Origin of the sequence: Nonomuraea helvata, assembly GCF_039535785.1 — a bacterium.
Lineage (GTDB): Bacteria > Actinomycetota > Actinomycetes > Streptosporangiales > Streptosporangiaceae > Nonomuraea > Nonomuraea helvata.
In genome coordinates, this window is record NZ_BAAAXV010000009.1 from 239,625 (window position 1) to 264,557 (window position 24,933).

A 24,933-nucleotide genomic window follows, 5' to 3' on the forward strand; every position below is an offset into this window, starting at 1 on the left:
ATAAAGATCACGTACAAAGACCTGAAAAGGGATCCTATTGCGAAATTCTGGCCTTCAGCTCAGTGATCGCTGACACGGGGGTCGGATCGATGGCGTATCCCAGGGCCAGATACGTGCTCGCGTAGTCGCCGAGCGCGATCAGGGTGGCCATCCGTTCCAGCGGGTGCACGCCCTCGGCCGTGAGCTCCGTCACCGGCACGTCGCGATCGGTCGCGAGCCGTACGGACGCCTCACGCCGCCTCGTCACCTGCGGATGCTCCTCGACGTCGCGCAGCACGACGAGCCTCAGCGTGCGCCCCGCCGTGTCGGCGAAGATGTCGCGTTCGGCCAGCGGCCCGTCGAAGGCCACGATCTGGTTGTGGTCGACCTCGGGCAGTTCGCCGTGGACGGCAGGATATTTCGCGTTCGTGTTGAGCTGACAGGCCAGCCGGTACGCCGCCACCGAGGCCAGGGCCGACGATCCCCAGATCATCGGCACGCTCTCGGCCAGGTCCATGGCCAGCGACTTGCCCGGATTGATGAAGGACTCGCTGGACGGCCTGCACCGATGCGCCATGTCCTCCAGCGCCTTGGCCACCCGTTCGAACAGCTCGGCGTCGGCCTGGACGAGCCGCAGCCCGGCCGCGGCCACGATGAGGGGGGTGGCCAGCAGCCAGAGATTCGCCCTGGACTGGCCGGTGACGGGCACCGGCACGTACGTCGCCGACGCCTGGGTGGCGATGGCCTCCAGCGGGGATCCGGGAGCGCCCACACCGAGCAGCGTGCAGCCGCGCCGCACGGCCTGGGTGGCGACGGAGAGCGTCTCCTCGGCCGCACCGGAGCCGGAGACGGCGATGACCAGGTCGGCGGCCCCCACCCAGCCGGGGAGCTGGTAGGAGCGCAGGGGCAGGATCGGCAGCGGCGCGCCGTTGCCGGCGACCGCCGCCAGGATGTCGCCGGCGATGGCCGAGCCGCCCACGCCCGCGACCACGATGGCACGCGGGCGCCCGTGGCCGGCCAGGCGGCCGACCACCTCGGCCTCGACGGCCGTGCGGTAGCCGGTGCGTACGTGGGCCGCGGAGGCCGCGACCGCCGGCAGCATCCCGGCGGGATCGGCCTCACTGAGGTGACGCTGGTCGTCGAGCCGCTCCGGCTCCCAGGTCACGGCTTCCTGGCCTCGTCGACGAGCAGGACTGGAATGTCATCCCGTACCGGATAGATCAGGCCGCAGCCCGTACACGCCAGCTCCTCGGCCTCGGTCTCGGCACGCAGCGGAGCCTTGCACGCCGGGCAGGCCAGGATCTCCAGCAACCAGTCGTCGATCTTCACTCTGACACCTTTCCCACGATGGCGAGGACCTCGTCCCTGATCGCCTTCATCTCGGTCTCGTCGGCCGCCTCGGCGTTCAGCCTGAGCAGCGGCTCGGTGTTGGACGCCCGCAGGTTGAACCACCAGCCGGGCCCGGTCACGGTCAGCCCGTCGAGCTCGTCGAACTCCCCGCGCCCCGCGAACGCCTCCCGCACTCGCCGCAACGCGTCGCCCTGGTCCGCCACGGCGCTGTTGAGCTCGCCCGAGGCGTGGTAGCGGGAGTAGACCTCCACCAGCTCCGACAGCGGTCGATCCTGCTCGCCGAGCGCGGCCAGCACGTGCAGCGCCGCCAGCATCCCGGAGTCCGCGAACCAGAAGTCGCGGAAGTAGTAGTGGGCCGAGTGCTCGCCGCCGAAGACGGCTCCTGTGCGGGCCATCTCGGCCTTGATGAACGAGTGCCCGACCCGCGTGCGCACGGGCACGCCGCCGTGCTCGCGCACGATCTCGGGAACCGCGAGCGACGTGATCAGGTTGTGGATGATCGTCGCCCCGGGATATTTGGCCAGCTCGCGCGCGGCGACCAGCGCCGTGACGGCCGACGGCGAAACCGACTCCCCGCGCTCGTCGATCACCCAGCACCGGTCGGCGTCGCCGTCGAACGCCAGCCCGATGTCGGCCCCGCCCTCGACCACGGCCCGCTGGAGGTCGACGAGGTTCTGGGGCTCGATGGGGTTGGCCTCGTGGTTGGGGAAGTTGCCGTCCAGCTCGAAGTAGAGCGGGGTCAGCTCGATCGGCAGCCCCTCGAACACGGCGGGCACGGTGTGGCCGCCCATGCCGTTGCCCGCGTCCACGACGACCTTGAGCGGCCGGATGCCGGTGAGGTCGACGAGCGTGCGCAGATGGTGGGCGTAGCCCTGCAGCAGGTCCTTCTCGATCAGCGACCCGCTGGGCGTGGCGGTGATGCCCACCAGCTCGGTGGCCCTGTCACGGATCTCGCTCAGGCCCGTGTCGCCGCCGATCGGCACCGCGCCCGACCGGCACATCTTCATGCCGTTGTAGCGGGCGGGGTTGTGGCTGGCGGTGAACATCACGCCGGGCAGCCCGAGGCTCCCGCTAGCGTAGTAGAGCAGGTCGGTGGAGCCGAGCCCCGCGTGCACGACATCGGCGCGGCGCGAACGTGCGCCCCGGATGAACGCGTCGGCCAGCGGCCTGGAGGACTCACGCATGTCGTGCGCGACGACAACCGAATCGGCCCCCGTGACCTCGACGAAGGCCGCTCCCACGGCCTCGGCGGTCGGCTCGTCGAGCTCGTCGGGCACCACGCCGCGAACGTCGTACGCTTTGAAGATCTTGGCGAGGTCGCCCACTCTCCAGCTCCGCCCCTAGGTCGTTTCTCCGTGTCTACCGAGCATCTTTCGTCAGCTTAGCGATCCTGGGCGAGACATAGGGTCCGGGAACGTTTCCCATCGTGGCCGGGAGGCGTACGCGCTGGTGTGCAGGCGGAACTCCGCCGATGGCCCAGTCAGTTGGCGGGGTCAGTTGGCGGGGCCGGTTGGCGGGGCCGGTTGGCGGGGCCGGTTGGCGGGGCCGGTTGGCGGGGCCGGTTGGCGGGGCCGGTTGGCGAGGTCAGGCGGCTTACCGGTCGCGGTGCTGCTGGGCCGAGCGCAGGACGCGCAGATGCCCTCTGCGTCCGACCTCGACGCCCTGACCGACCGGCTCGCCGCCACCGGACGGCGTGGGCCGCGCGGCCTCCCTGACCGCGTTCGCCAGCGCCTCGAGGTCGTCGGAACTCGGGGACGCGCCGTCCGTCGGCAGCCGTACCACCTCCCAGCCGCGGGGGGCGGTCAGTCGCTCAGCGTGTTCGGCGCACAGGTCGTAACAGTGTGGCTCCGCGTACGTCGCCAGGGGGCCGAGAACAGCGGTCGAGTCGGCGTATACGTACGTGAGCGTGAAGACGGCAGGCTGACTGCAGGCGGTGCGGGAACAGCGGCGGACGGGGCTCACGGAGGGACCGTATCTGGTAAGAGTGCGAGGCGCCACTATCTGAGCGCTCTTAACGAGCGTGTCGCCACAATTCGGACACCTGTCGCAGCCTTTCCACCCACATGCCCCGAAGACCCCAGCACCGGAAACCCCGAAATCAACGGGCGATCGCCCTTCCCCAGCACCGCCTGGGAGCCGTATTCCGGGCATGCGTTCCGTCCTCTGTCTGCTGCCCGCAACCCCACCCTGCCTGCCGCCCCAGAGAACCGTCTTCAGACGACCGCCGCCCAAGGCGGGGCCCGGTCAGGTTTTCGGGGTCACACCACTCCCCGGAGCGACTGGACCAGACCCTAAACTGGCTTTCGTGACTCAGCAGCGCGGCCCCAGACGGCGCGATCGCCACGGTCGCGGCCTCCGCGGCCCGCTCGCGCCCTCCCACGTGCCCATGTCCAAGTCCCGCAGCGAGCGCTTCGACGACCTCGTGCTGGACGCGGTGGACCGGCTCCGCCCCCGCTGGGAGCGCCAGCTTTCGGCGGTGGAGTTCGCGGTGGAGGAGGTCCCGCCGCTGAGCGAGCTGGGCGACGGGCCCAGTCTGAGCGCGGACCCGATCCCGTTCGGCCGCGCGGACGCGGCGAGCGGCCAGAACCCGGCGTCGATCGTGGTCTACCGGCGGCCGCTGGAGGCGAGGGCGAGAGACCGCGACACCCTGGGCGCCATGGTCCACGACACGGTGGTGGAACAGGTGGCCACCCTCCTGGGCCTCTCCCCGGAGACCGTCGACCCGGGCTACGACGACCGCCGCTGACCGGGGCCTAACAGCACGGTCCTCCGCAAGGGGCGGCGAGAGGAGACTTCTCCGCCGAGAAGAAGTCCGAGAGCGCCGTGGCCAGTGCCTCCGGAGCCTCCTCCGCCATGTGGTGCCCCGAGTCGATGCCGTGTCCCCGCACGTCCGTAGCCCATTCTCGCCAGATCGCCACAGGATCCCCGTGCAGCTCCTCGAGATCGTCCCGGAGGGACCACAGGACGAGCAGGGGACACGTCACCCGCTTTCCGGCAGCGTGATCGGCCTCCTCGTCGTGCCGATCCACGGCGAGGCCGGCTCGATAGTCCTCGAGCATGGCTCGCACCACCTCGGGCTGGCGCGTGGCCTCCCGCCATTCGTCATAGTTCTCCTGCCCCATCTTCGCCGGATCGCCGTGGTACCAGCCGTCCGGATCGGCGTTGATGACACGCTCCGGGATCTCCGGCTGGGCGAAGAAGAACCAGTGCCACCAACTGCTCACGAACTTGGCGTTCGCCCGCCTGAGGTGCTCGCTGATCGGGATGCAGTCGAGCAGGGCCAGGCGTACGACCTCCGTCGGGTGATCGAGCGCGAGCCGGAGGGCCACGTAACTTCCGCGGTCGTGACCCGCCGCGGCGAAGCGCTCGTGGCCCAGCGCCCGCATGAGACGCACCATGTCTCCCGCCATGGCACATTTCGAGTGGGCCGAGTGATCGGGAGTCGGCGCCGGGCCTCGAGACCTGCCGTAACCGCGCAGGTCCGGGCAGACCACCGTGAAACCCTGCCGTACAAGGCGGGGGGCGACCTCATGCCACGTGGCGGCCGTGCGCGGGTGCCCGTGTAACAGCAGGACGGGAAAGCCTTCTCCGCCGTGGCGGACGTGCAGCGACGCGTCGCCCACATCGATGTCTTCGGTCACGAAGCCTTCGAACATGCGGCTTGTGGTTCCCCGAGGGCGGGCCTATGAACGTACGCGGCCGACGTGAGCGTGAAGAAAACCCGAGGAGCGGCGAACTCTGGGCGGCGGTCAGCACGGTGTTCTTCAACCCGGAGGGTCCGGTGTCGCCGCAGGTCCGCGCTGCCTCGTACCGGATCCTGGCTGATCTGCCCGGCGTCCGGTCGCTGGGAGAGCTCACCGATCCGCTGGGGCGCAAGGGGCAGGCGTTCACGCGTACGGGCGAGGGATCGGAAGGCGTCGCGACCAGCCGGATCGTCATCGACCCCGTCAGCGGCCTGCCGCTGGCAAAAGAGGAGTACGAGGGAGCTGACGGGCACCGCACCTCCTACATCGCGGTACGCGCCATCGGACCCACCGACGCTCCGCCCGCACAGGAGTGACGAGCGGCAGCGCGCCGCCTCCGACGTGACTACAGTGGCCCGATGCGTGAAACGTCCGGAGAACTCGACGAACTCCAGGCCCTGCTCGACGCCTCCCTGTCCCGCTCCACCACGCACCTCCGCTCGATCGTCACCGAGCGCACCCTGACCGCGGAGCAGCTCACCCAGGTCCTGGCCGGCATGTGCACGCTCGCCCTGTCCACCGTGACGGCGAAGGGCGAGCCGCGGATCAGCGGCGTGGACGGGCACTTCCTGCACGGCAAGTGGCACTTCGGCACCGCGCGAAACGCCGCCAAGGCCCGCCACCTCGCCGCCCGTCCCGCCGCCGGCGCCGCGCACATGCGCGGCGAGGACCTGGGCGTGTTCACGCACGGCACAGTGGAGATCCTCAACCCCGAGGACGGGGAGCCGGCTGCGGACTGGCCGGACCTGCTCGCGTACTTCAAGGACTTCTACGGCGACGACGCCTTCGACTGGGACGACGACGTGGTCTTCTACCGGCTGCACCCGCACTGGATGACCGTCTACGCCCCCGACTTCGCGAAGCTCACCGCCACGTGACTCGGGCCGCAGGCAGGAGGCATCACAGCTCGCCCTCCCGCTCCTCGACGATCTCGAGGCCGTTGCCGTCCGGGTCGTGGAGAACGGTGCTCACTTGCTCGCCCACTTCGGGCCTCCTGTCGTTCGGTTCACCTGGTTGGACCCGCGAACCGCGCGAAACTCATCGCCGATCCAGGACGCAGTGCGTGAACGACGTGCCGGTCGTGCTGCCGAGGACCACTTCCCGGTCGTCCGGCAGGGTCAGGTGGATCACGTCGTAGTGGACGGCGCCGGGGACCGGATCCCAGGTCAGGGCCAGGCCGGTGCCGTCAGCGTTCACCGCCATAAGTGAACGGCTGTAGCGGTATGACTGTAGTGCAACGTTCGTTTGCCTGCGATGGGCCGCTATGGATGAGACCTCCTCCGCCCCGGCCGGCCCTCGCGGCGGCAGGCGGGGTCGCAACCCGCGCGGCCAGGGCGAGCGGCTGCGCGAGGGCATCGTCGGCGCCGCCCTGCGACTGCTGGACGAACTCGGCGACGACCAGGCCCTGTCCATGCGCGCGGTGGCTCGGGAGATCGGCGTCGCGGCGACCTCGGTGTACATCCACTTCGCCGACCGGGACGCGCTCGTGCCGGCCACACCGCGGCAGGAGATGTGAAAAGGGGTCACGCGGTCGCCCGCGTGACCCCTGTCACCCATATACCTAAACGGCCTGGCGCTTGATCCGTCTGCGCTCTCGCTCGGACAACCCTCCCCAGATGCCGAACCGCTCATCGTGCTCGAGTGCGTATTCCAGACACTCGGCACGGACTTCGCATGATCGGCAGACCTTCTTGGCCTCTCTGGTGGAGCCACCCTTCTCCGGGAAGAACGCCTCCGGATCCGTCTGCGCGCACAACGCGCGCTCCTGCCAGCCGAGTTCTTCAGCGTCAAGCTGATCCTGTGCGATGACCGGATCGGTCACTGCACACCTCCCTGCCGCCCGCCCGCAATGGAGCCCCCCATGGACGCCTTCCTTATTACCCACCCACTGGAAGGCGTAACAACATGGTTGTAATTACACGCGTGTGCCGTAGCCGACGTCAAGCGGCATGCAGCTATCCGGGGAAAGACCAGAGCTCGCCCCGGTGTGCTTGGCATGTGATGTTCACACCCGGCCGACACCCTTTGCTCTCGGGGTCGGCAAGGCTTCTTCAACGTGTCAGCGGTCCGAACCGTACCAGGGCGGGATAGACACCCGCCCGTGGCCCACCTTCTCTCTAACCGTTCATTGCCGGTCCGTTACCTGCGTGGCTCGTTGGGCGTGTATATGGCTGTTGGGTCGATCGGGTCGTCCCCCGGGCGGGAGCCGTAGGCCGAGGGGTCGAGCCGCATCGTCGCGTCCCCGCCCTCCGGCTGGGGCCAGCCCGGCTGCTGCTGCTGGGCCTGGTGAGTGGGCTGGTACTGGCCCTGCTGGGGCTCGTAGCCGCCCTGCGCCGGCTGCTGCGGGTGGCCGAACGGGTCGTCGTACGACCTGGGCGCCTGGTTGGAGTAGTCGGGCACGTGCAGCTCCGGCTGGGTGCCGACCGTGGAGTGCTGGTACGTCTCGGCCTGCTGGTAGGCGTCCATGAGCTGCTGGGACCGCGGGTCCACGGGCGGGTCGGGCTCCTGGTACGGCGCGGCGTACTCGTGGCCGGAGTAACCGGTGAACGGCTGGCCGCCCTGCGAGTCGAAGGCGCTCTGGCCGAAGTGCGACTGCTGCTCGGGGGCCGGGGGGTACGGCACGCTCGGAGCGGTGTCGGCCGCCGGCGTCGGGAACGCCTGGCCGGCGAAGGCGTTGGGCGCGGGCTCCGGCGGGGCATAAAGGTTGGCCTGGTCGGCTGCGGGTGGGGCATACGGGTTGACCTGGTCCGCCGCGGGCGGTGCGTACGGATTGGCCTGGTGGTCCGCAGGTGGCGCGTACGGGTTGACCTGGTCGGCCGCGGGCGGGGCGTAGGGGTTGGGCTGATCCGCGGGCGGGGCGTACGGGTTGGAGTGGTCGGCCGCGGCAGGCGCGTAGGGGTTGGGGCTCGGCTGGCCGTAGACGTTCGGCTGGCTGTCGGCGGGCACGTACGGGGCGGGCTGGTACTCGGCGGCCGGCGGAGTGTTGTACTCCGGGACCGACGGAGCCGTGTCGGCGGGGGCGTAGGGCGACTGGCCGAAGCTCTGCGGCGCGTAGGACTGGTCGGGCTGGCCCTGGTCCGAGGGGGCGGCGGGCAGGGCGCCTCTGATCTGCGGCGACTGGAACTGCTGGGGCTGCTGCGCGGCGGCGGCGTGTTGGGGCTGGGCCGTCTGGGGGTCGGGCTGGCCGCCGAAGCTAGGGGGCTGCTCGCCGTACTGACCTGACGGGGGCTGCTGGCCGTACTGGCCCGACTGGGGCTGCTGGCCGTACTCAGGTTGCTGGCCGTACTGACCGGAGTCGGGCTGAGGGGCGTACTGGCCGGACTCGGGCTGTTGGCCGTAACCCGGCTGCGAGCCCGGCTGGGGCTGGGCGTACCCGCCGGAGGGCGGCTGCTGCCCGTAACCCGGCTGCTGGCCGGACGGGGGCTGCTGGGGGTAAGGGGGCTGGCCGTAGCCGGGGCCAGGCTGGGGCTGCTCGGGCTGGCCGAACTGCTGCTGCGACTGCCCGAAGTACGGAGCCTGCTGGCCGAACTGCTGCTGGTTGTAGACCTGCGCGGGCCGCTCGGGAAGGACCTGCGGGAGCAGATAGACGAGCGCGATGGCGGCCAGCGCGATGTAGGGCACACCGAGGAGCACCATCTGCACCGTCACCCAGCCGCCGATCCCGGCGAACAGGCCGAGCAGCAGAGACAGCGTGCCGAACACCGAGACCATCAGCAGCCCGGCCGCCGACCCGTACATGATCGGCTTGGCCTTGGGCGACGGCTCGCCGACCTTGGTCACCAGCAGCACGGCGCCGAGCAGCAGTGCCGTCACCACGGGGTTCGTCAGGTCCAGGGCGTTCCTGGCGGCGCGCACGGTCAGGCCGAACCCGGTCGAGCCCACCAGGATGTCGCCCAGCACCAGCAGCACGGTCAGCAACCCGGCGACGAGCATGATCCAGGCGGCCGGATCTCTCAGCCGCGCGACGTCAATTTTGCTCACAACTACCCCCAACCGACCCATTGGTCCGAAGGGAGTTTGCCACATCACTGACTTGGACGGCGGGAGTCCCAGGAACCTCCCGCATCCCAATTCGGTCTACACCTGGCATTTCTCTCATAACAGCTTGAGTAAAACCCCTCCCGAGAGGGGCTTGTCAGGGGCCGATGGAAGACTGGGCGGCATGCACATCGTGTCACTCGCGGGCGGCATCGGCGGGGCCCGCTTCCTGCGTGGCCTGCGCGCGGCCGCTCCAGACGCCTCGATCACGGTCATCGGCAACACGGGCGACGACATCACCCTGTTCGGGCTCCGGGTCTGCCCGGACCTCGACACCGTCATGTACACCCTGGGCAACGGCATCGACGAGGAGCAGGGCTGGGGGCGGGCCAAGGAGTCCCACGTCGTCAAGGAGGAGCTGGCCGCGTACGGCGTGGAGCCGCAGTGGTTCGGGCTCGGCGACCGCGACTTCGCCACCCACATCGTGCGCTCGCAGATGCTGGAGGCCGGCTACCCCCTGTCACAGATCACGCAGGCGCTCTGCGCGCGCTGGCAGCCGGGCGTGCGGCTGCTGCCCATGACAGACGACCGCTGCGAGACCCACGTGGTGGTCGAGGACGAGCGCGGCAAGCGCGCCGTCCACTTCCAGGAGTGGTGGGTACGGCTGCGCGCCTCGATCCCGGCGCAGTCGTTCGCGCTGGTGGGGGTCGACACGGCCAAGCCCGCGCCCGGCGTCCTCGAGGCGATCGAGCAGGCCGACGTGGTGATCCTGCCGCCGTCCAACCCGGTCGTGAGCATCGGCACGATCCTGCAGATCCCGGGCATCCGCGACGCCCTGCTCCCCAAGACCGTGGTCGGTGTCTCGCCGATCATCGGGGGCGCGCCGGTCAGGGGCATGGCCGACGCCTGCCTGACGGCCATCGGGGTGGAGACGACGGCGCAGGCCGTCCTCGAGCTGTACGGCTCGGAGCTGATCGACGGGTGGCTGGTGGCGGAGGAGGACGAAGGGGTCACGCTCGACGGCGTCCGGGTGGTCGCCCGGCCCATCCTCATGCACGACACAGACGCCGCGGCCGACATCGCCCGCACCGCCCTCGACCTCGCCCAGGAGGTCGCGCGATGAGCGGCGAGCCCACGCGGCGAGTGGAAGTGATCCCCGTGCCCGGCATCGGCGAGGTGCGGCCGGGGGACGACGTCGCGGCCCTGCTCGAGGACGTCGGCCTGCGCGACGGTGACATCGTGGTCGTCACCTCCAAGATCGTCAGCAAGGCGGAGGGCCGGATCCGCCAGGCTCCCGACCGCATCCAGGCGATCGCGGACGAGACCGAGCGCGTGGTGGCCAGGCGTGGCGACACCGTGATCTCACAGACCCGCCACGGGTTCGTCATGGCCGCCGCCGGGGTCGACGCCTCCAACACCGAGCCGGGCACGGTGCTGCTCCTGCCCGAGGATCCCGACGCCTCGGCCAGGCGCATCAGAAAGGGCCTGCCCGTGCGCGCGGGCGTGATCCTCTCCGACACCTTCGGCCGCCCGTGGCGTAACGGGCTCACCGACGTGGCCATCGGGGCGGCGGGCGTGCGCCCGCTCGACGACTTCCGCGGCACGTCCGACGGCTACGGCAACGAGCTCAACGCCACCGTCACGGCGCTCGCCGACGAGATCGCGAGCGCGGCCGAGCTGGTCAAGGGGAAGCTCGACGGGGTCCCGGTGGCGATCGTGCGCGGGCTGTCCGACCTGGTGACCGACGACGACGGGCCCGGGGTCAGGCCGCTGGTGCGACCGGCCGACGATGACCTGTTCCGCTACGGGTCGCGGGATGTCGTGTTCGCGCGCCGTACCATCAGGGAGTTCTCCGACCGGCCCGTCGATCCGGAGAAGGTGCGCAGGGCGGTGGCGGCGGGCATCGCGGCGCCCGCGCCGCACCACACGACGCCGTGGCGGTTCGTGCTGGTCGAGTCGCCGGAGACCCGGACCAAGCTGCTCGACGCCATGCGCGCGGCCTGGATCGAGGACCTGCGCGGCGACGGGTTCAGCGAGGAGTCGATCGCCAAGCGGATCAAGCGGGGCGACGTGCTGCGTAACGCGCCTTATCTGATCGTGCCGTGCCTGGTGATGGAGGGCTCCCACACCTACCGGGACGATCGGCGCAACGCGTCGGAGCGGGAGATGTTCGTGGTGGCGACCGGCGCGGGGGTCGAGAACCTCCTCATCCAGCTCGCCGTGGAAGGGCTCGGCTCGGCGTGGGTGTCGTCCACGATGTTCTGCCGCCCGGTCGTCCGCGAGGTGCTCGACCTGCCCGGATCGTGGGACCCCATGGGCTGCGTGGCGGTGGGTCACGCGGCCGCCCCGCCGCGTGACCGCGCGCCCCGCGACCCGGACGACTTCATCGTCACGCGCTGACCGGACCGGGAAACCCCGAGGTCGGCCAATACGTTAGCGCTAGGAATTCCCTATACGTCTTTCACTTCCCCGGCGGGGCCTCGCCTGTCGGATCGCCTTCACGGCGAGGCCCGTCACCCAGGTGGGCACCACGGTGACCTTCACCGCCCGGCACACCACACCGCCCTCAACTACGAGTACTACTTGAAGCGCTCCCCATGGCTAAGAGCCAGGAGATTCCAGCCGTCCAAGTGTCCCGTCTGTACGGCGACTTCAGACGCTGTCGCTTGGCGGTTCACCTTCCGGCCCCGCTTGCGCGGGTTTCCACGCCCCAACCCGCACAGCCGACCTGACTGTCGCGAGCTCCGCCCTCCCGGCGGTGAGTAGCACCAACAGCTTGGTTATCACTGCCGGTGAAGGAGACATTACCCTCACGCCCCTGGCTTTGCAGAAGTTTTCGAGAAAGGGCTTACCCCATGGCCGGGAGCCAGTGGTCCGCACCCTAAACCTTCGATCGTGACCTACAACGGCGTCACATACCGCTGCATCCAGGCCCACACCGCGCTGGCCGGCTGGGAGCCGCCCAACGTCCCGGCGCTCTGGCAGCGCATCTGAGCGGGGCATCTGAGCGGGGCATCTGAGCGGGAAAGGGGGGCGCCGGAACGCCCCCCTTTCTCATGTCGTCGGCTTGCAGGTGGGATGGCAGAGCCGGCGGGCCAGCGCGGCGAGGAAGACGTCGATGATCTCCCCCGGCTCCTGGGCCTCGTGCAGGGAGCCGTTCGTGGCGGCCGCGATCTGCGACAGGCTGCCGTGATCGACCCCCTTGCCGAAGGCGATGATGACAATCTGTACGGGCTTGTCCGGGTTCCACTCATGCCGCAGCGCGTCGAGGAGCTTCGCCAGCGTGGTGCCCTTGCCGTCGTCCTTGCCCGCCGTGATCACCAGGAGCGTGTTGTTCATCTCCTCGCGGTAGTCGCTGGTGACCTTGCGGAAGCCGCCGAGTATCGCGTCGTAGAGCGAGCTGCCGAGGTCGGGATGGGCGGCGATCGTGGCGGTCGCCTCGGCGAGACGGCTCTTGCGTACCACCTGTCCCGTCTCGGGCTCGGTGATCGCGCCGAGCCCGACGCGCTCCCGGTAGTTCTTGACGCCGCCCAGCCGGTCCGCGAACTCCCACAGACCCATGTGCGTCGAGTCGGGGAAGAGCTGCAGCCCGATCTTGGCCGCGTCCAGCGCGATCCTGATCCTGGTGCTGCCGTTCGCCGGCTCGGCCATGTGCTTGGAGGTGTCGGCCAGGACGAGGATGTTCGTCGGCGGGGCCAGCCTGCTCCAGGCGCGCAGCGCCTCGTCGATGTCCTGCGGCGACACCGATGACCGGGTCTTCAGGGCCATCGAGGGAATCTGCGGGCCCGGCGAGATCGGCCCCTGGGTGCCGTCGCCCGACCTGAACCCCGCCCGCCGTACGATCTCCTGCGCCTGCGGGCCCTTCAGCCAGTCGGCGAAGACCGTGGACGCCTCGGCCACCGTGGCGTCGCCGGCGGTGACGACGTACGGGTAGTCGAGGTTGATCGTGCCCTCGCGCGGGGCCAGCGCGACGACCGGGTCGGAGGAGGGGCGCAGGTTGTGGTTCCACACCGACTGCTCGGGGACGATGACGACCGGGCGCTGCCAGAACGTGTGGTCGTCCACGGCCGCCAGCATGCTGCGGTAGTCGGGGGCCGAGCCGGCCTGCGCCCACCGTACGAACGCGGTCAGCGCCTTGTCCGCCTCGGGTCCCGTGCCGACGACGTCCCTGGCGGCGGCCACGGTCGCGATCCCCGCCCCGGCCAGCGACGGGTCCGGTACGCGTACGACGTCCGGTTCGTTCGCGTTGGGGCGCAGCCGCCCGCGCACGGTCGGCGGGAAGACCATCCGCCAGTTCATCTCGGTCTTGCCCACGGAGAAGCGCTGGGCCAGCGACGAGCGGGTGGCGAACACCAGCGGTGACGTCGCCACCACGCTCTCACCGGCGGGCAGCGCGTTTGCGCCCTGCTGGCGGGCCAGCCTGATCCAGGCCGACGAGTCCGCGATCCACCCGTCCGGCCGCTCGCGCAGCACGCCCGCGCGGTCGCCGATCAGCGTGCGCAGGACGGTGGCCGGCGGCTGCTCGGTCACCTGGACCAGTACGCACCGGCCGCCCACCGCCGTCTTCGTCTCGTTGAACCGCCCGGCGGCCTCCATGACCGCCGGCGCCACGTCGACCGCGGCTGCCACGCTGACCAGAACAGGCTCTCGCGTGCTGCACAGCACGCCACCGCTGCCGAACACCACGACGAGGCCACCGGCGACGATGGCCACGGCGGTGATCCCGGCCAGCATCCCGCGCTGTAACGCCTTCCTGCGACGTTGCTTGGGAGCCAGCGCGGCGCGGTGTCGACCCAAGCGCACGGTGAACCTCTCTCCCGGGGAGTGACGATTCTCGCAGCGCCTCCCACAGCGGGCGCAAGTGTTTCTAGAACATGTTATAGCTACGCCATCGGCAGGACCCTCCTGACGCTCTTGCACACGCCGTCGCTCGCCCGTGAGGCGTCGAGCCGCTCCTGCGTGGGGGTGCCGTACTCGGTGGTGCGCTGCCTGACCGGCCTGCCGGTGACCTCGACCATCTCGCGCAGCTCGCTGATGGTCTTGTACGAGCCGTTCTCCGAGCCCGCCATCCGGCTGATGGTCTCCTCCATGAGGGTGCCGCCGAGGTCGTTCACGCCGCCCTGGAGCACCTGCCGGCACAGGTCGTCGCGGAGCTTCACCCAGGAGCACTGGATGTTCTTGATCGCGCCGTGCAGCAGGATCCTGGCCAGCGCGTGCACCGCCCGGTTCTCCTGCGCCGTGGGGCCCGGCCTGGCGATGCCCGCCAGGTAGATGGGGGCGCTGGTGTGCACGAACGGCAGCAGCACGAACTCGGAGAAACCGCCGGTCTCCTCCTGGATGCGCCGGATCAGCTTGATGTGCCGCACCCAGTGCAGGTGGTTGTCGACGTGCCCGTACATCATGGTGGACGTCGTCGGGATGCCTACCTTGTGGGCCGTCGTGATGACCTCGACCCACTCCTTGGCGGGCAGCTTCCCCTTGGTCAGCACCCACCGTACGTCGTCGTCCAGGATCTCCGCCGCCGTCCCGGGGAGCGAGTCGACCCCCGCCTCCCTGGCCGCCTCCAGCCAGGCCCGGATGGACATGTCCGTACGGCTCGCCCCGTTGATGACCTCCATGGGCGAGAACGCGTGCACGTGCATCCCAGGGGTCCTGGCCTTGATCGCCCTGGCCAGCTCGAAGTACGCGGTGCCGGGGAGGTCGGGGTGGATGCCGCCCTGCATGCAGACCTCGGTCGCGCCCGCCTGCCACGCCTCCTCTGCCCTGTCGGCCACCTGGTCGAGGCTCAGGGTGTACGCGTCGGCGTCCGTCCTGCGCTGGGCGAAGGCGCAGAAGCGGCAGCCGGTGTAGCACACGTTGGTGAAGTTGATGTTCCTGTTGACGACGTACGTGACATCGTCGCCCACGGCCTGCCTTCTGAGCTCGTCGGCGATGGCGGCCAGCTCGTCCAGCGCCTCTCCGTCGGCTTGGAGCAACGCCACCGCTTCGGCATCGCTCAGGCCTGCCGGGTCCGAGGCCGCCCGCCTGAGCGCCTGCCGCACGTCGCCGGGCGTCCCTGTGCTGGGCGTTGCGGCTGTCTCTTTGCTGGGCGCCGACCTCGTTGCGCCGGACGCCACCGACGACGCGCCCTGCGACAACGCAGCGTCCGACGACACGCCCTGCGAGGACGCAGCGTCCGACGACACGCCCTGCGAGGACGCGACACCCGACGACGCGGCGTGTGACGACGCGGCGTGTGACGACGGCGCGGCGGTGTCAGCGCCCGCGCTCCCGCCGGGCCGTGTTTCCGGCGCCGGTGCGGCGAGCACCTCATCGGTGGAGCTCGGTGCAACGTGGTCGGCGCCGGGCAAAGAGGCGGCTGAGTGAGGTGCGACGTGTGCCGCCGGGGTGAGGCGGTCGCGGAGGACGTCCCAGTCACCGTAGACATGGTCGAAGTCGTCCCGCCGATCGTGCGTGCGTCCCGCCGTGTCCACCTCCACGTGCAGGTCCACCCGCCCCGACGCCGCGAACCCCCCGTCCGGCTCCTGCCACGGCAACCCCCGCAACACCGCGTCCTCGCGCGCCAGCCCCGTGGCGGGGTCCGCCAGAGCGGCCACGTGGGCGGTCAGCCGGGGGTCGAGCCACGGCTCCCCGGCCAGCACGTACTCGGGATAGATGGTCAGCCGCTCCCGCAGCCGGAACCCGGCCGAAGCGGTACGGGACTCCAGGAGGGAGATCTGCGGCCAGGGACGCTCAGGGTTCACGTGGTCGGGGGTGAGGGGCGACACCCCGCCCCAGTCGTCGATCCCCGCCCGGATCATCAGCTCGTACTCCGAGTCCACCAGGTTGGGCGGGGCCTGGATGCGTACGCGCGGACCGAGCACGAGACGCGCCACCGCGATGGTGGCCGCGAGCTCCTCCAGGTCGGCGTCCGGCAGCCCCCGCATGGCCGTGTCCGGCTTGGCGCGGAAGTTCTGGACGATGACCTCCTGGATGCCGCCGTACTCGCGTGCCACCCGCCGGATGGCGAAGAGCGACTCGGCCCGGTCCTCGATGGTCTCGCCGATGCCGATCAGGATCCCGGTGGTGAAGGGCACGTTCGTCCGGCCCGCGTCCTCCAGCACGCGCAGGCGCACCGCCGGGTCCTTGTCCGGTGATCCGTGATGGGCCTGCCCCTTCTCCTCGAAGAGCCGCCGCGACGTCGTCTCCAGCATCATCCCCATGGACGGCGCGACGGGTTTGAGCCGCTGCAGGTCCCGCCAGCCCAGCACCCCCGGGTTGAGGTGCGGCAGCAGCCCGGTCTCCTCCAGCACCCGGATCGCCATGGCGCGCACGTAGGACAGGGTGTCGTCGTAACCATGCGAGTCCAGCCACGTGCGGGCCTGGTGCCAGCGGTCCTCCGGCCGGTCCCCCAGCGTGAACAGCGCCTCCTTGCACCCCATGGCCGCCCCCTGCCGGGCGATCTCCAGCACTTCGTCAGGGCTCAGGAACGGCGCCTGCAACTTGTGCGGCGCGGTGGCAAAGGTGCAATACCCACAACGGTCCCGGCAGAGCCGGGTCAACGGGATGAATACTTTTCTGCTGTACGTGATGATCCCTTCCCGGCCGGCCGCCTGGAGCCCGGCATCACGTACGCGGGAGGCGTGTTCGAGCAGGGCGTCGAGGTGCTCGCCCCGGGCGTGCAGGAGGACGGTCGCCTCCGTGACGTCGAGGGCCTTGCCGTCGCGCGCACGCGCGAGCGCCCGGCGGAGTGCGGAATCGCTGACGAGACTCATACGGGCACAGTACGACGAGCTGGGTTCACCGCCCGCACCCAGGGGGCGTCTCAGAACGATCTGTAGTCCCGCACCGGCATCCGCGGCCCCCGCGCGGGCGGGCGCAGGCCGGTGAGCCAGACCAGGACCGTGGCGCGATGCCGATGCCCTTGGTACGGCTCCAGCAGCCGCAGCATCCCGGGATCGTCGGTCTTCTCCCCCGTCAGCGCATAGCCGACGAGCTTGGCCAGGTGGAAGTCGCCGACGCTCACGGCGTCCGGGTCGCCGAGGGCACGCTGGCGCACCTCGGCCGACGTCCACACGCCGATCCCCGGCAGCGCGCGCAGCAGCCGGTCGAGCTCCTCGGTGGTGGCGGCGGCCTCCAGCTTGTCGGCGTGCCAGGCGGCGTTGGCGATCGTCCTGGCCCGCACGGCCTCGGCGCCCGCCCGGTGCCAGTGCCAGCTGGGGATCTGCCGCCAGACCGCGGACTCGGGCACGACCCGCATCCCTTCGGGCGCGGGTCCCGGGGCGGCCTCGCCGTACCGGTCCAGCAGCCACCGCCAGGCTCGCCACGCCTCCTGCCCGACCACCTTCTGCTCCAGCACGGCCGGTACGAGGGCTTCCATGACCCGGCCGGTACGCCCTATCCGCAAGCCCGGATATTTACGGACAGCCTCCGCCAGAACCTCGTGTCTGACGATAAATCCGGAAGCGTCGTCGAGCGCGCCCAGCAACGCCGGCAGCGTCTCCAGCGCCCACTCCGCGCCCGGCCCCCACGCCTGCCCGTGCACACACCCGGCCTTGACACTCACCCTGAGCGTGCACGGCCCGTCGGGCGTCCTGGACGTCCGCCATACGGCCCCGTCACCGGTCTTGCGCCAGGTGGGATCGCCACCGCCGCGCCTGTGGGGCAGCAACGCCATCCCCACGTCCAGCGGCCCCTCCGGCACCCATCGACGCTCCCTCACCCCTCCAGTCTCGCGCGCCCGACCCCCTGCTCGGACCTGCGAGCTCCGTTCGCGGCCCGCGCTTCCCCCGTCACCCGCCGTACTTCGGCGGAGTCCTTTGGAGAGGATGGGCGTCAGGTGAGGGGCGTCAGACGTCGCTCGAGTAGCGCATCGCGCGTTCGGGCAGCTCGACCCCCGGCCAGATGCGCACCCCGTTCTGCAGCTCGTTGCCCGGCCCCACGATGGCGCCGTCGCCGATCACCGCGTCGCTCACCACCGTGCCCGCGCAGACCCGCGCCCCCCTGCCCACCACGGAGTCCGTCACGCAGGCGCCCGCCTCGATGACGCAGTCGTCGGTCAGCACCGAGCCCACCACCGTGGCCCCCGCCTCGATGACGGTCCGCGCCCCGACCGCGGTGCCGCCCTCCACCTTGGCGTCCGGCGAGACCCGAGCCCCCTCCAGCGCCAGGTACTCGCCCGTCGGCCCGGGCAGCGCGGGCGACGCCACCCGCCCCAGCACCAGGTCGCGCGACCCCTGCACGAACGCCGCGGGCGTGCCGACGTCGAGCCAGTACGTGCGGTCCGCGTACCCCAGCACCAGCTCGCCCGACTCGATCAGCCCCGGGAACGTCTCCCGCTCCACCGACACGACCTCGTCCCGCGGGATCGAGTCGATCACCGACCGGCTGAAGACGTAGCAGCCGGCGTTGATCCGGTTGGTCACCGGGTCGGGGGTCTTCTCCAGGAACGCGGTGACCCGCCCCGTCTCGTCGGTCGGCACGCACCCGAAGCGCGAGGGATCGTCCACTTCTGTCAAATGGAGCGTTACAGCGGCCTGCCGCGCGAGGTGAGTGCGCACCTGCTCGCCGATGTCATGGCCGGAGAGGATGTCGCCGTTCAGGATGAGCACGGGGTCGGACGGCCCGGACGTGAGCGCCTCGGCCGCGTTGCGGATCGCGCCGCCGGTGCCCAGCGGCGTCTCCTCCGTGATGTATTCGAGCGAGAGCCCGAACGCCTCCCCGTCGCCGAAGGCGGGCTCGAACATCGACGCCTTGTACGAGGTCGCGAAGACGATCCGGCGTACTCCGAAGGATCGCGCCCGGGCGAGTTGGTGGGCCAGGAACGGAACGCCGGCAGTCGGCAGCAGCGGCTTCGGCGTGCCCAGTGTCAGCGGACGCAGGCGCGTGCCCTGCCCCCCGACCAGGAGGATCGCCTCGAGGTCTGGCAATGAGCTCTCCATCACTCCGTGAGGTTACCGAACTATTCGATCGCGCGTTGATAAGAGCTGAGATGCGCCTCTGCCGAGGCTTCCCAGGTGAACTCACGTGCTCGTGCCAGCCCCGCCTCCCGCAGTCGCCGCCTGCGCGCCGGGGACCCCAACAGGTCTCCGAGCGCCGTGGCGATGCTGTCGGCGTCGGGCTCGGTGTAGGCCACCGCCTCCCCGCCGACCTCGGGCAGCGAGCTGCGGTGCGTCGTCAGTACGGGGGCGCCGCAGGCCATGGCCTCCAGCACCGGCAGCCCGAACCCCTCCCCTCGTGACGGGAAGGCGACCACCAGCGCTCCGCCCAGGAATCCGGGCAGGTCGGGCGCGCGCAGGTAGCCGGGCCGGATGACCCGGACGGTGGCCTCGACCTCGCGGCAGGCGGCGTCGACGTCGTCCTCGTGCACGCCGCCGCCGATCACCAGCGCGGGCGGCTCGGCCAGTTGCTTCACGGCGGTGGCGAAGCCGCGGATGAGGTTGGGAACGTTCTTACGGGGGTCGAGCGCGCCCAGGAACGCCACATAGGGCTGGCCGTGCAGCCCGCACCTCAGGGCGGTCCGGCGGATCTCCTCCTCGCTCGGCGGGTGGAACTGCTCCAGATCGACCCCGTGGTAGGCGACGTCGATGCGGGTGGGATCGGCGGAGAGCACGCGGACGAGCTCGTCCCTGGTCGCCTTGGACGGCACGATCACCCGCTGGGCGTGGCGTACGGCCGTGCGGGTGGCGGAGCGGAAGAACGACGCCCGCGGGCTGTGCTGGTCGGGCTCGGTGAACCAGGTGGCGTCGTGGATCGTCACCACGGTCGGCAGGCCCGACCCGAGCGGGATGGAGTAATAGGGGGCGTGGATCACGTCCGCCCCCGTCTGACGGGCGAGCAGCGGCAGGCCGCTCTGCTCCCAGGCGAGCCTGGCGGCCCGGTTGGAGATCGCGACAGGCCCGGGAATGACCAGGGCCGAGGGCGCGAGACGCCGGTACCGTTCGGCATCGGAACGCTGGCAGACCACTACGAGGTCCGCGCCGGCCCGGTGGAGCGCGGCCACGAGCCCGTCCACATATCTGATCAACGCGCCACGGTCCGCGGGGACCGCCGCCGCGTCGACGAGCACTCGAGGCATTACGAAGATCTTCTCCCCTCAAGATCCACGTGGGACTGGTCGTCCCCCTCTCAAGTTCAGCTTATGACCAGCCTCCCCTAAATCGTGGGCCAAATCACACCGAGTCGCGACGCGCCGCGATTCCCGCCAGACCCGCGCAGATCAGGTCCCCTATGACGATGACAATGCGGGACGAAAGCGCCACCGCAATCGCGGCACCGCCGTCCAATTGGGGCGCCAGCACCGCGACCATCGCGACCTCCCGCACACCCGCGCCCGCCGGGACGACGAAGGTCAGGATGCCCAGGCACCACGACAGCGCGAAGGCGCCGACCGCGAAGAGCAGGCCGGCCTGGGGGACGACGAAGTAGAGGTGCACGCCGTAGCAGAGCCAGCCGGCCAGCGCCCACCCGAGCGCGGTGAGCATGCCGCGCCGGGTGAGCGGGCGTTCGAGCGGCTCCCGCTTGAGCCTGCGCAGGGCGTACCCGATCACGGCGTTGATGACCTTGGGCTCGAGCAGGACCAGGAGCAGCGGGATGAACAGCAGCAGCCAGCCGTACCTGTCCCAGCCGAGCGTGACCAGCGTGACGAGCAGGCCGGTGGCGAGTTGGATGGGCATCATCAGGAAGAACGCCGCCGCGCTGCGCGAGCGCGGCACGCCGAGGTCGCGGCCCATCTCCATCTGGGCGATCACCGGCCAGACGGCGCCGGGGATGTATTTCCCGAGCTGGCCCACGAAGAAGACCTTGGCGGCCGGCCTCAGCGGGAGCGGGGAGCCGAGGTCGGCCAGGAGGGTGCGCCAGGTGAGCATGGCCCCGAGCAGCGCGGCGACCACCGCGACCAGCGAGCCGGCCAGCGCGGCCCACGACAGCCGGGCGAACCCGGCCACCACGGCGTCCCACTGCTTGGCCACGGCGTAGGCGCCGAATCCGAGCGCGACGGCGAGGAAGCCGTACCGGATCAGTCTGCGCACGAGCGACCGCCGCGGCGCGGCCTCTTTCACCGTCTCCTTCACCGTGTCTTCCACCGTGGTCACAGCGGGCGGACCCGCTCGGGCGGCTGCGGCAGCGCGGCGCCCGCCGGCCGCCGCGGGGTCTTGGTGGCCACCCACAGGTACGTCGGCACGAGCGGCAGCAGCAGCCGGAGCACCTCGCGAGGGGTGCGGGCCAGCAGGGTCTGCGCGATCCGCCCCAGAGCGCCGGGGAACAGCTCGCCCCCCGCGAACCGGCCGGGCGTGGCCAGGACGGGGAAGGTGTAGTCCCACACGTGGAAGGCTCTCAGCATCTTGCGCAGACCGCGCCGCGTCCTGAACCGCTCGTAGTAGTGGTCGGCCCGCCCGAACGCCCGCACGTAGCGGTCGGCGAGCGTGGGCGGCAGGTAGGACAGGAACGGCAGCTTGTAGTGGGGCTCCATGACGCCGAGCCGGTTGCCGAGCCCCAGGTAGAGCACCCCGTCGTCGGACAGCACGCGGTGCATCTCGGCCACCACCGCGTCGGGGTCGACCACGTGCTCGTAGATGTGGTTGAACACCAGCACGTCGATCGAGCCGTCGGGGAACGGCAGCGCCGTGCCGTCGCCGCAGACGAACGCCACCCGTTCGCCGAACCGGTCGGCGGCCTTGCGCAGCCCGGGGACGTCGATGTCGATGCCCAGCGTGTGCTTCGCCCCGGCCTGCGCGAGCTCGTCGGCGATGAACCCCGCGGAGCAGCCCACGTCGCCCACCGTCAGGCCGCCGAGCGGCCCGCGGAAGTGCTCGAGCACCGCGATGATCTTCGCGGCCTTCCGCCGCCGCTTGCCCTCGTCGAGCATGGCGGACTGGAACTCCGAGTATTCGAGCTGCGCGACTCGTTGCGTACCCACGAGGACCCACAGTACCCAACGACGTTCGCGACTTTGGCGCTGATCGGCGCGGTCGTCTGGCTATACCTGGTGTACCGCGCGTAGCCTGAGCGAATGCTCCGTCGCCTGCTGCGCGTCGTCCTCGCGCTGGTCGCACTCGGTTTCCTGGGGTACGGGCTGGCGAAGAACTGGGACGCGACCACCGGCGCCGTCGCCGCGATGTCGCCGTGGGCGGTGCTGGGGGCGTTCGCCGCGGTGCTGCTCGGCCAGTTCCTCATGCTGGTGGCCTGGCGGGAGATCCTGGCGGGGCTCGGCACGCGGGTCCCGCTGCGGATCGCCGGGCGGATCATGTTCGTGGGCCAGCTCGGGAAGTACATCCCCGGCGGGGTCTGGGCGTACGCGGCGATGATGGACCTCGGGCGCGACCACGGCAGCCCGCCCAGGCGCACGTTCGCGACGATCTCGCTGGGGCTCGTGATCAACCTCGGGGTCGCGCTCATGATTGCCGCGGCCACCCTGGGCTCCCAGGAGGCGGTCCGCAAGGCCTGGTATCTCGTGCTGCTGGTGCCGGTGATCATCGTCTGCCTGCATCCCAAGGTGCTGACCTGGGGTCTCAACCTGGCGCTGCGCATCGCCCGCAAGGAGCCGCTGGAGAGCGTGCTGCCCGGCCGAACCGTGATCGTCGCGGTCGCGTGGACCGGGCTCGGGTGGCTGGTGTACGGGGTGCACATCTGGCTGCTCTCCGGCCGCCCCGACCTCTACATCGTCTCGACCGGCGCGTACGCGTTCGCCTGGGCCACCGGCATCCTCACCGTCGTGGTCCCGGCCGGGGTCGGGGTCAGGGAGGGCGCGCTGGTGCTCGCACTCGGCCCCGTCATCGGCGCCCCGGCGGCGCTGGCGGTGGCGATCGTGTCGCGGCTGGCGTTCACGCTGGCCGACGCGACCGCCGCGGGCGTCTCGTTCGTGCTCGGCCGTCAGACGCCGAGCAGCGCCCCCGTGTACGCCGACCAGAACGGCTCGGGATCGACCGCCTTGACGCCCGAACGCAATCTCTCCGGCTCCCCCGAGGCGTAGAACCGCTCGATCGCCGCGCGGAGCGCCCCGACGTCGCCCGGCTCGACCAGCAGCCCGTCCACCCCGTCGGTGACGTGGTCGGCGAGCGCCCCGACGCGCGTGGCGATCACCGGCACGCCGTGCTCGTGGCCCAGCCAGACGTTCTGGCTGGCGGTCGCGTTCCGGTACGGGAGCACCAGCGCGTCCGCCTGGGCGAACAGCTTCGGCACGTCAGCGGCGGCCACGTAGCCGGGGCGGAGCTCGACCCGGTCGCCGATGCCCAGCTCGGCGATCAGCGCCTTGGTCTCGTCGAGCCCGCCCCAGAACTCACCGGCGACCATCAGCGAGATCCCGTCGGGCAGCGCCTTGAGGAGCAGATCCAGCCCCTTGTACGGCCGCACGATGCCGAAGAAGAGCAGCCGGCGATGGATCTGGGTGGATTTTTCGGCATTCGTCGAGGGCAGGTGCGGTGGCAGCGCCGCCACACCGACCGGCTTGCCCGTCAGCCCTCTGGCCAGCCCGGCCTGCTGCTCGGAGTGGGTGAGCACCCCGTCGACCCGCTTGAGCAGCGCTTTCATGAGCGGCTCGTCGTACGGCTTGCGCTCGTGGGGCAGCACATTGTGACAGAGGGCAATGGTCCTGACTTTTCGCCCTATCCCGTACAAAATCCCCAAATATGCGGGGACCTGTACCGGGCTCAGCACAGCCAGCACCACGAGATCCGCCGACCGCAGCCGCCTCCCGGCCGCTACCCACCCGTCGGGCCGCCGCCAGTCGAGCCTGCGCACGGTGTCCGGGAAGGGCGTGCCCTCGGGTGCGGAGATCGTCTGCTGCCCCGGATAGAGGAACGACGGATACTGCGCCCGCCACGACTCGATCACCACGTCATGCCCCTGGGCCGCGAGCCGGTGCGCCAGCTCGGTGGTGTGCTGGGCCCCGCCCCCCTTGTACGGGTAGCTCGGGCCGACGATCGCGATCCGCACGCGCCTACTCTCCCCGCGACCGCACGATCAGGTCGGCCAGCAGCGCCACGGCCCCGATCAGCATGCCGGACAAGAAGATCATGACGGTGTTGGCCGGGAAGTAGAACGGATGCTGCACCATGTCCCATAGCCCCTTCACGAACCCGATGCCCACCAGCCACAACGCGGGCGGCATGAGCACCTTGAGCGGGTTGAAGTACATGATCATCCGCAGCACCTGCAGGATGTAGCGGTACGCGTCGGACACGAAGCTGAACTTCGACTTCCCGGCCCGCTTGGCGTAGTCGATCGGCAGGTAGTAGATGTCGTGCTGGTTGGACAGGAACGACAGCGTGATCGTCGTCACGCACGAGAACCCGGGCGGGAGCAGCCGCAGGTAGGGCTTGGCCACCGTCCGGCGGAAGGCCCGCAGCCCGGAGTTGAGGTCGGGGATCTTCTGCCCGGCCAGCACCTCCGCCACCTTGCGGATCACGAACTTGGCCGGCACCCGCAGGAACTTGTGCGAGCCCTCCTCGCTCGTGCGCGCCCCCACCACCTGGTCGATCGTCGGATCCTTCTCCAGGATCTGCACCAGCTCGGGGATCCGGTCGTTGGGGTAGGTCATGTCGGCGTCGGTCCAGACGACGATCTCGCCCTTGGCCTCCTGCGTCCCGATGCGCCGCACCGTGCCCGCGCCGCCGTTGCGGTGGAAGGCGCGGATGCGCAGGTGGGGATAGTCGGGAGCGGCCTGCTTCAGCCTGGCCAGCGTCCCGTCGGTCGAGCAGTCGTCCACGGCCACGAGCTCGTAGGTGTAGCCACTTGAGTCCATGGCCCTCGTGATGCGCTCGACTTCGTCGATGACGTGATCCTGCTCGTTGTAGCAGGGCAGGACGATGGTGACGTACGGCGCTTCTTCCACGGCAGGTCCACTCTTGGGGGTCTCAAGCGTGCTCACGGGGGTTGAGGTTACTCTGCCCACATCAAAGCCGAGTCC

At 70.5% G+C, this 24,933-nt stretch carries 25 protein-coding genes; 8 read left to right on the top strand and 17 right to left on the bottom strand.

What is annotated here, in order from left to right; translation table 11 throughout:
* Positions 1–34: 34 nt before the first annotated feature.
* The 4 genes from ABD830_RS33655 to ABD830_RS33670 form a co-directional block, all read right to left on the bottom strand.
* The gene (locus tag ABD830_RS33655) at positions 35–1,144 is read right to left on the bottom strand and encodes an SIS domain-containing protein (RefSeq protein ID WP_344996666.1); all 1,110 of its coding nucleotides are present in this window, start codon (positions 1,142–1,144) and stop codon (positions 35–37) included.
* Entirely contained in the window at positions 1,141–1,308 is a 168-nt protein-coding gene (locus ABD830_RS33660) for a Trm112 family protein (protein ID WP_106236648.1), read from the bottom strand. Before ABD830_RS33660 ends, ABD830_RS33655 begins: the two co-directional genes overlap by 4 nt.
* A complete protein-coding gene (locus ABD830_RS33665; protein ID WP_344996672.1) occupies positions 1,305–2,654 on the bottom strand; it encodes a phosphomannomutase/phosphoglucomutase in 1,350 nt (449 codons plus the stop codon). The genes ABD830_RS33660 and ABD830_RS33665 overlap by 4 nt, the downstream gene beginning before the upstream one ends.
* Positions 2,655–2,922: 268 nt before the next feature.
* Positions 2,923–3,291: a DUF3499 domain-containing protein gene (locus tag ABD830_RS33670; RefSeq protein ID WP_106236645.1), complete on the bottom strand. Its 369-nt coding sequence runs from the start codon at positions 3,289–3,291 to the stop codon at positions 2,923–2,925.
* A 343-nt stretch (positions 3,292–3,634) separates the two neighbouring features.
* Here ABD830_RS33670 and ABD830_RS33675 point away from each other — a divergent pair, with 343 nt between their 5' ends.
* The gene (locus ABD830_RS33675) at positions 3,635–4,075 is read left to right on the top strand and encodes a metallopeptidase family protein (RefSeq protein WP_344996675.1); all 441 of its coding nucleotides are present in this window, start codon (positions 3,635–3,637) and stop codon (positions 4,073–4,075) included.
* A 7-nt stretch (positions 4,076–4,082) separates the two neighbouring features.
* On the opposite strand, the gene ABD830_RS33680 is transcribed toward ABD830_RS33675, so the two are convergent.
* A complete protein-coding gene (locus ABD830_RS33680; protein WP_425567214.1) occupies positions 4,083–4,970 on the bottom strand; it encodes an alpha/beta fold hydrolase in 888 nt (295 codons plus the stop codon).
* A 44-nt stretch (positions 4,971–5,014) separates the two neighbouring features.
* Here ABD830_RS33680 and ABD830_RS33685 point away from each other — a divergent pair, with 44 nt between their 5' ends.
* Both ABD830_RS33685 and ABD830_RS33690 read left to right on the top strand, forming a co-directional pair.
* Complete coding sequence (locus tag ABD830_RS33685; RefSeq protein WP_344996681.1) at positions 5,015–5,389, top strand: hypothetical protein; 375 nt, start codon at positions 5,015–5,017, stop codon at positions 5,387–5,389.
* Positions 5,390–5,431: 42 nt separating this feature from the next.
* Positions 5,432–5,950: a pyridoxamine 5'-phosphate oxidase family protein gene (locus ABD830_RS33690; RefSeq protein ID WP_344996683.1), complete on the top strand. Its 519-nt coding sequence runs from the start codon at positions 5,432–5,434 to the stop codon at positions 5,948–5,950.
* A gap of 160 nt (positions 5,951–6,110) precedes the next feature.
* Here ABD830_RS33690 and ABD830_RS33695 read toward each other — a convergent pair whose 3' ends face one another.
* Positions 6,111–6,269, bottom strand: coding sequence for a hypothetical protein (locus ABD830_RS33695; RefSeq protein WP_344996685.1), 159 nt, complete (start codon positions 6,267–6,269; stop codon positions 6,111–6,113).
* Between the two features lie 67 nt (positions 6,270–6,336).
* Here ABD830_RS33695 and ABD830_RS33700 point away from each other — a divergent pair, with 67 nt between their 5' ends.
* The gene (locus tag ABD830_RS33700; protein WP_344996688.1) at positions 6,337–6,588 is read left to right on the top strand and encodes a TetR family transcriptional regulator; all 252 of its coding nucleotides are present in this window, start codon (positions 6,337–6,339) and stop codon (positions 6,586–6,588) included.
* A 45-nt stretch (positions 6,589–6,633) separates the two neighbouring features.
* On the opposite strand, the gene ABD830_RS33705 is transcribed toward ABD830_RS33700, so the two are convergent.
* Both ABD830_RS33705 and ABD830_RS33710 read right to left on the bottom strand, forming a co-directional pair.
* The gene (locus tag ABD830_RS33705) at positions 6,634–6,894 is read right to left on the bottom strand and encodes a WhiB family transcriptional regulator (RefSeq protein WP_020546325.1); all 261 of its coding nucleotides are present in this window, start codon (positions 6,892–6,894) and stop codon (positions 6,634–6,636) included.
* A 317-nt stretch (positions 6,895–7,211) separates the two neighbouring features.
* On the bottom strand, positions 7,212–9,053 hold the full coding sequence (locus tag ABD830_RS33710; RefSeq protein ID WP_344996691.1) for a hypothetical protein: 1,842 nt from the start codon (positions 9,051–9,053) through the stop codon (positions 7,212–7,214).
* Positions 9,054–9,234: 181 nt separating this feature from the next.
* On the opposite strand from ABD830_RS33710, the gene cofD reads away from it, so the two are divergent.
* The 3 genes from cofD (at position 9,235) to ABD830_RS33725 (ending at position 12,044) form a co-directional block, all read left to right on the top strand.
* Positions 9,235–10,173: a 2-phospho-L-lactate transferase gene (gene cofD / locus ABD830_RS33715; RefSeq protein ID WP_344996693.1), complete on the top strand. Its 939-nt coding sequence runs from the start codon at positions 9,235–9,237 to the stop codon at positions 10,171–10,173.
* Positions 10,170–11,450 carry a coenzyme F420-0:L-glutamate ligase gene (locus tag ABD830_RS33720; RefSeq protein WP_344996696.1) on the top strand — a complete coding sequence of 427 codons (1,281 nt, stop codon included), beginning with the start codon at positions 10,170–10,172 and terminating at the stop codon, positions 11,448–11,450. Before cofD ends, ABD830_RS33720 begins: the two co-directional genes overlap by 4 nt.
* A gap of 495 nt (positions 11,451–11,945) precedes the next feature.
* Positions 11,946–12,044, top strand: a complete 99-nt coding sequence (locus ABD830_RS33725) for a carbohydrate-binding protein (RefSeq protein ID WP_344996699.1) — start codon at positions 11,946–11,948, stop codon at positions 12,042–12,044.
* Between the two features lie 60 nt (positions 12,045–12,104).
* Here ABD830_RS33725 and ABD830_RS33730 read toward each other — a convergent pair whose 3' ends face one another.
* From ABD830_RS33730 to ABD830_RS33760, 7 genes are all read right to left on the bottom strand, one after another.
* Positions 12,105–13,853 (bottom strand): substrate-binding and VWA domain-containing protein, encoded by a 1,749-nt coding sequence (locus ABD830_RS33730; protein ID WP_344996702.1) that lies wholly within the window; start codon positions 13,851–13,853, stop codon positions 12,105–12,107.
* 80 nt (positions 13,854–13,933) lie between these two features.
* Entirely contained in the window at positions 13,934–16,804 is a 2,871-nt protein-coding gene (locus ABD830_RS33735) for a bifunctional FO biosynthesis protein CofGH (protein ID WP_344996705.1), read from the bottom strand.
* A 50-nt stretch (positions 16,805–16,854) separates the two neighbouring features.
* The gene (locus ABD830_RS33740; RefSeq protein ID WP_344996708.1) at positions 16,855–17,751 is read right to left on the bottom strand and encodes a DNA-3-methyladenine glycosylase family protein; all 897 of its coding nucleotides are present in this window, start codon (positions 17,749–17,751) and stop codon (positions 16,855–16,857) included.
* Between the two features lie 127 nt (positions 17,752–17,878).
* Complete coding sequence (gene manB / locus ABD830_RS33745) at positions 17,879–18,958, bottom strand: mannose-1-phosphate guanylyltransferase (RefSeq protein ID WP_425567215.1); 1,080 nt, start codon at positions 18,956–18,958, stop codon at positions 17,879–17,881.
* Positions 18,959–18,990: 32 nt separating this feature from the next.
* A complete protein-coding gene (locus ABD830_RS33750) occupies positions 18,991–20,106 on the bottom strand; it encodes a glycosyltransferase family 4 protein (RefSeq protein ID WP_344996713.1) in 1,116 nt (371 codons plus the stop codon).
* Between the two features lie 94 nt (positions 20,107–20,200).
* The gene (locus tag ABD830_RS33755; protein ID WP_344996716.1) at positions 20,201–21,121 is read right to left on the bottom strand and encodes a lysylphosphatidylglycerol synthase transmembrane domain-containing protein; all 921 of its coding nucleotides are present in this window, start codon (positions 21,119–21,121) and stop codon (positions 20,201–20,203) included.
* On the bottom strand, positions 21,118–21,945 hold the full coding sequence (locus tag ABD830_RS33760) for a class I SAM-dependent methyltransferase (RefSeq protein WP_344996719.1): 828 nt from the start codon (positions 21,943–21,945) through the stop codon (positions 21,118–21,120). Before ABD830_RS33760 ends, ABD830_RS33755 begins: the two co-directional genes overlap by 4 nt.
* 93 nt (positions 21,946–22,038) lie before the next feature.
* On the opposite strand from ABD830_RS33760, the gene ABD830_RS33765 reads away from it, so the two are divergent.
* On the top strand, positions 22,039–22,998 hold the full coding sequence (locus ABD830_RS33765) for a lysylphosphatidylglycerol synthase transmembrane domain-containing protein (protein ID WP_344996722.1): 960 nt from the start codon (positions 22,039–22,041) through the stop codon (positions 22,996–22,998).
* On the opposite strand, the gene ABD830_RS33770 is transcribed toward ABD830_RS33765, so the two are convergent.
* Positions 22,899–23,960 (bottom strand): glycosyltransferase family 4 protein, encoded by a 1,062-nt coding sequence (locus ABD830_RS33770; RefSeq protein ID WP_344996725.1) that lies wholly within the window; start codon positions 23,958–23,960, stop codon positions 22,899–22,901. The genes ABD830_RS33765 and ABD830_RS33770 overlap by 100 nt on opposite strands.
* 4 nt (positions 23,961–23,964) lie before the next feature.
* On the bottom strand, positions 23,965–24,894 hold the full coding sequence (locus tag ABD830_RS33775) for a glycosyltransferase family 2 protein (RefSeq protein ID WP_344996728.1): 930 nt from the start codon (positions 24,892–24,894) through the stop codon (positions 23,965–23,967).
* Positions 24,895–24,933 lie beyond the last annotated feature (39 nt).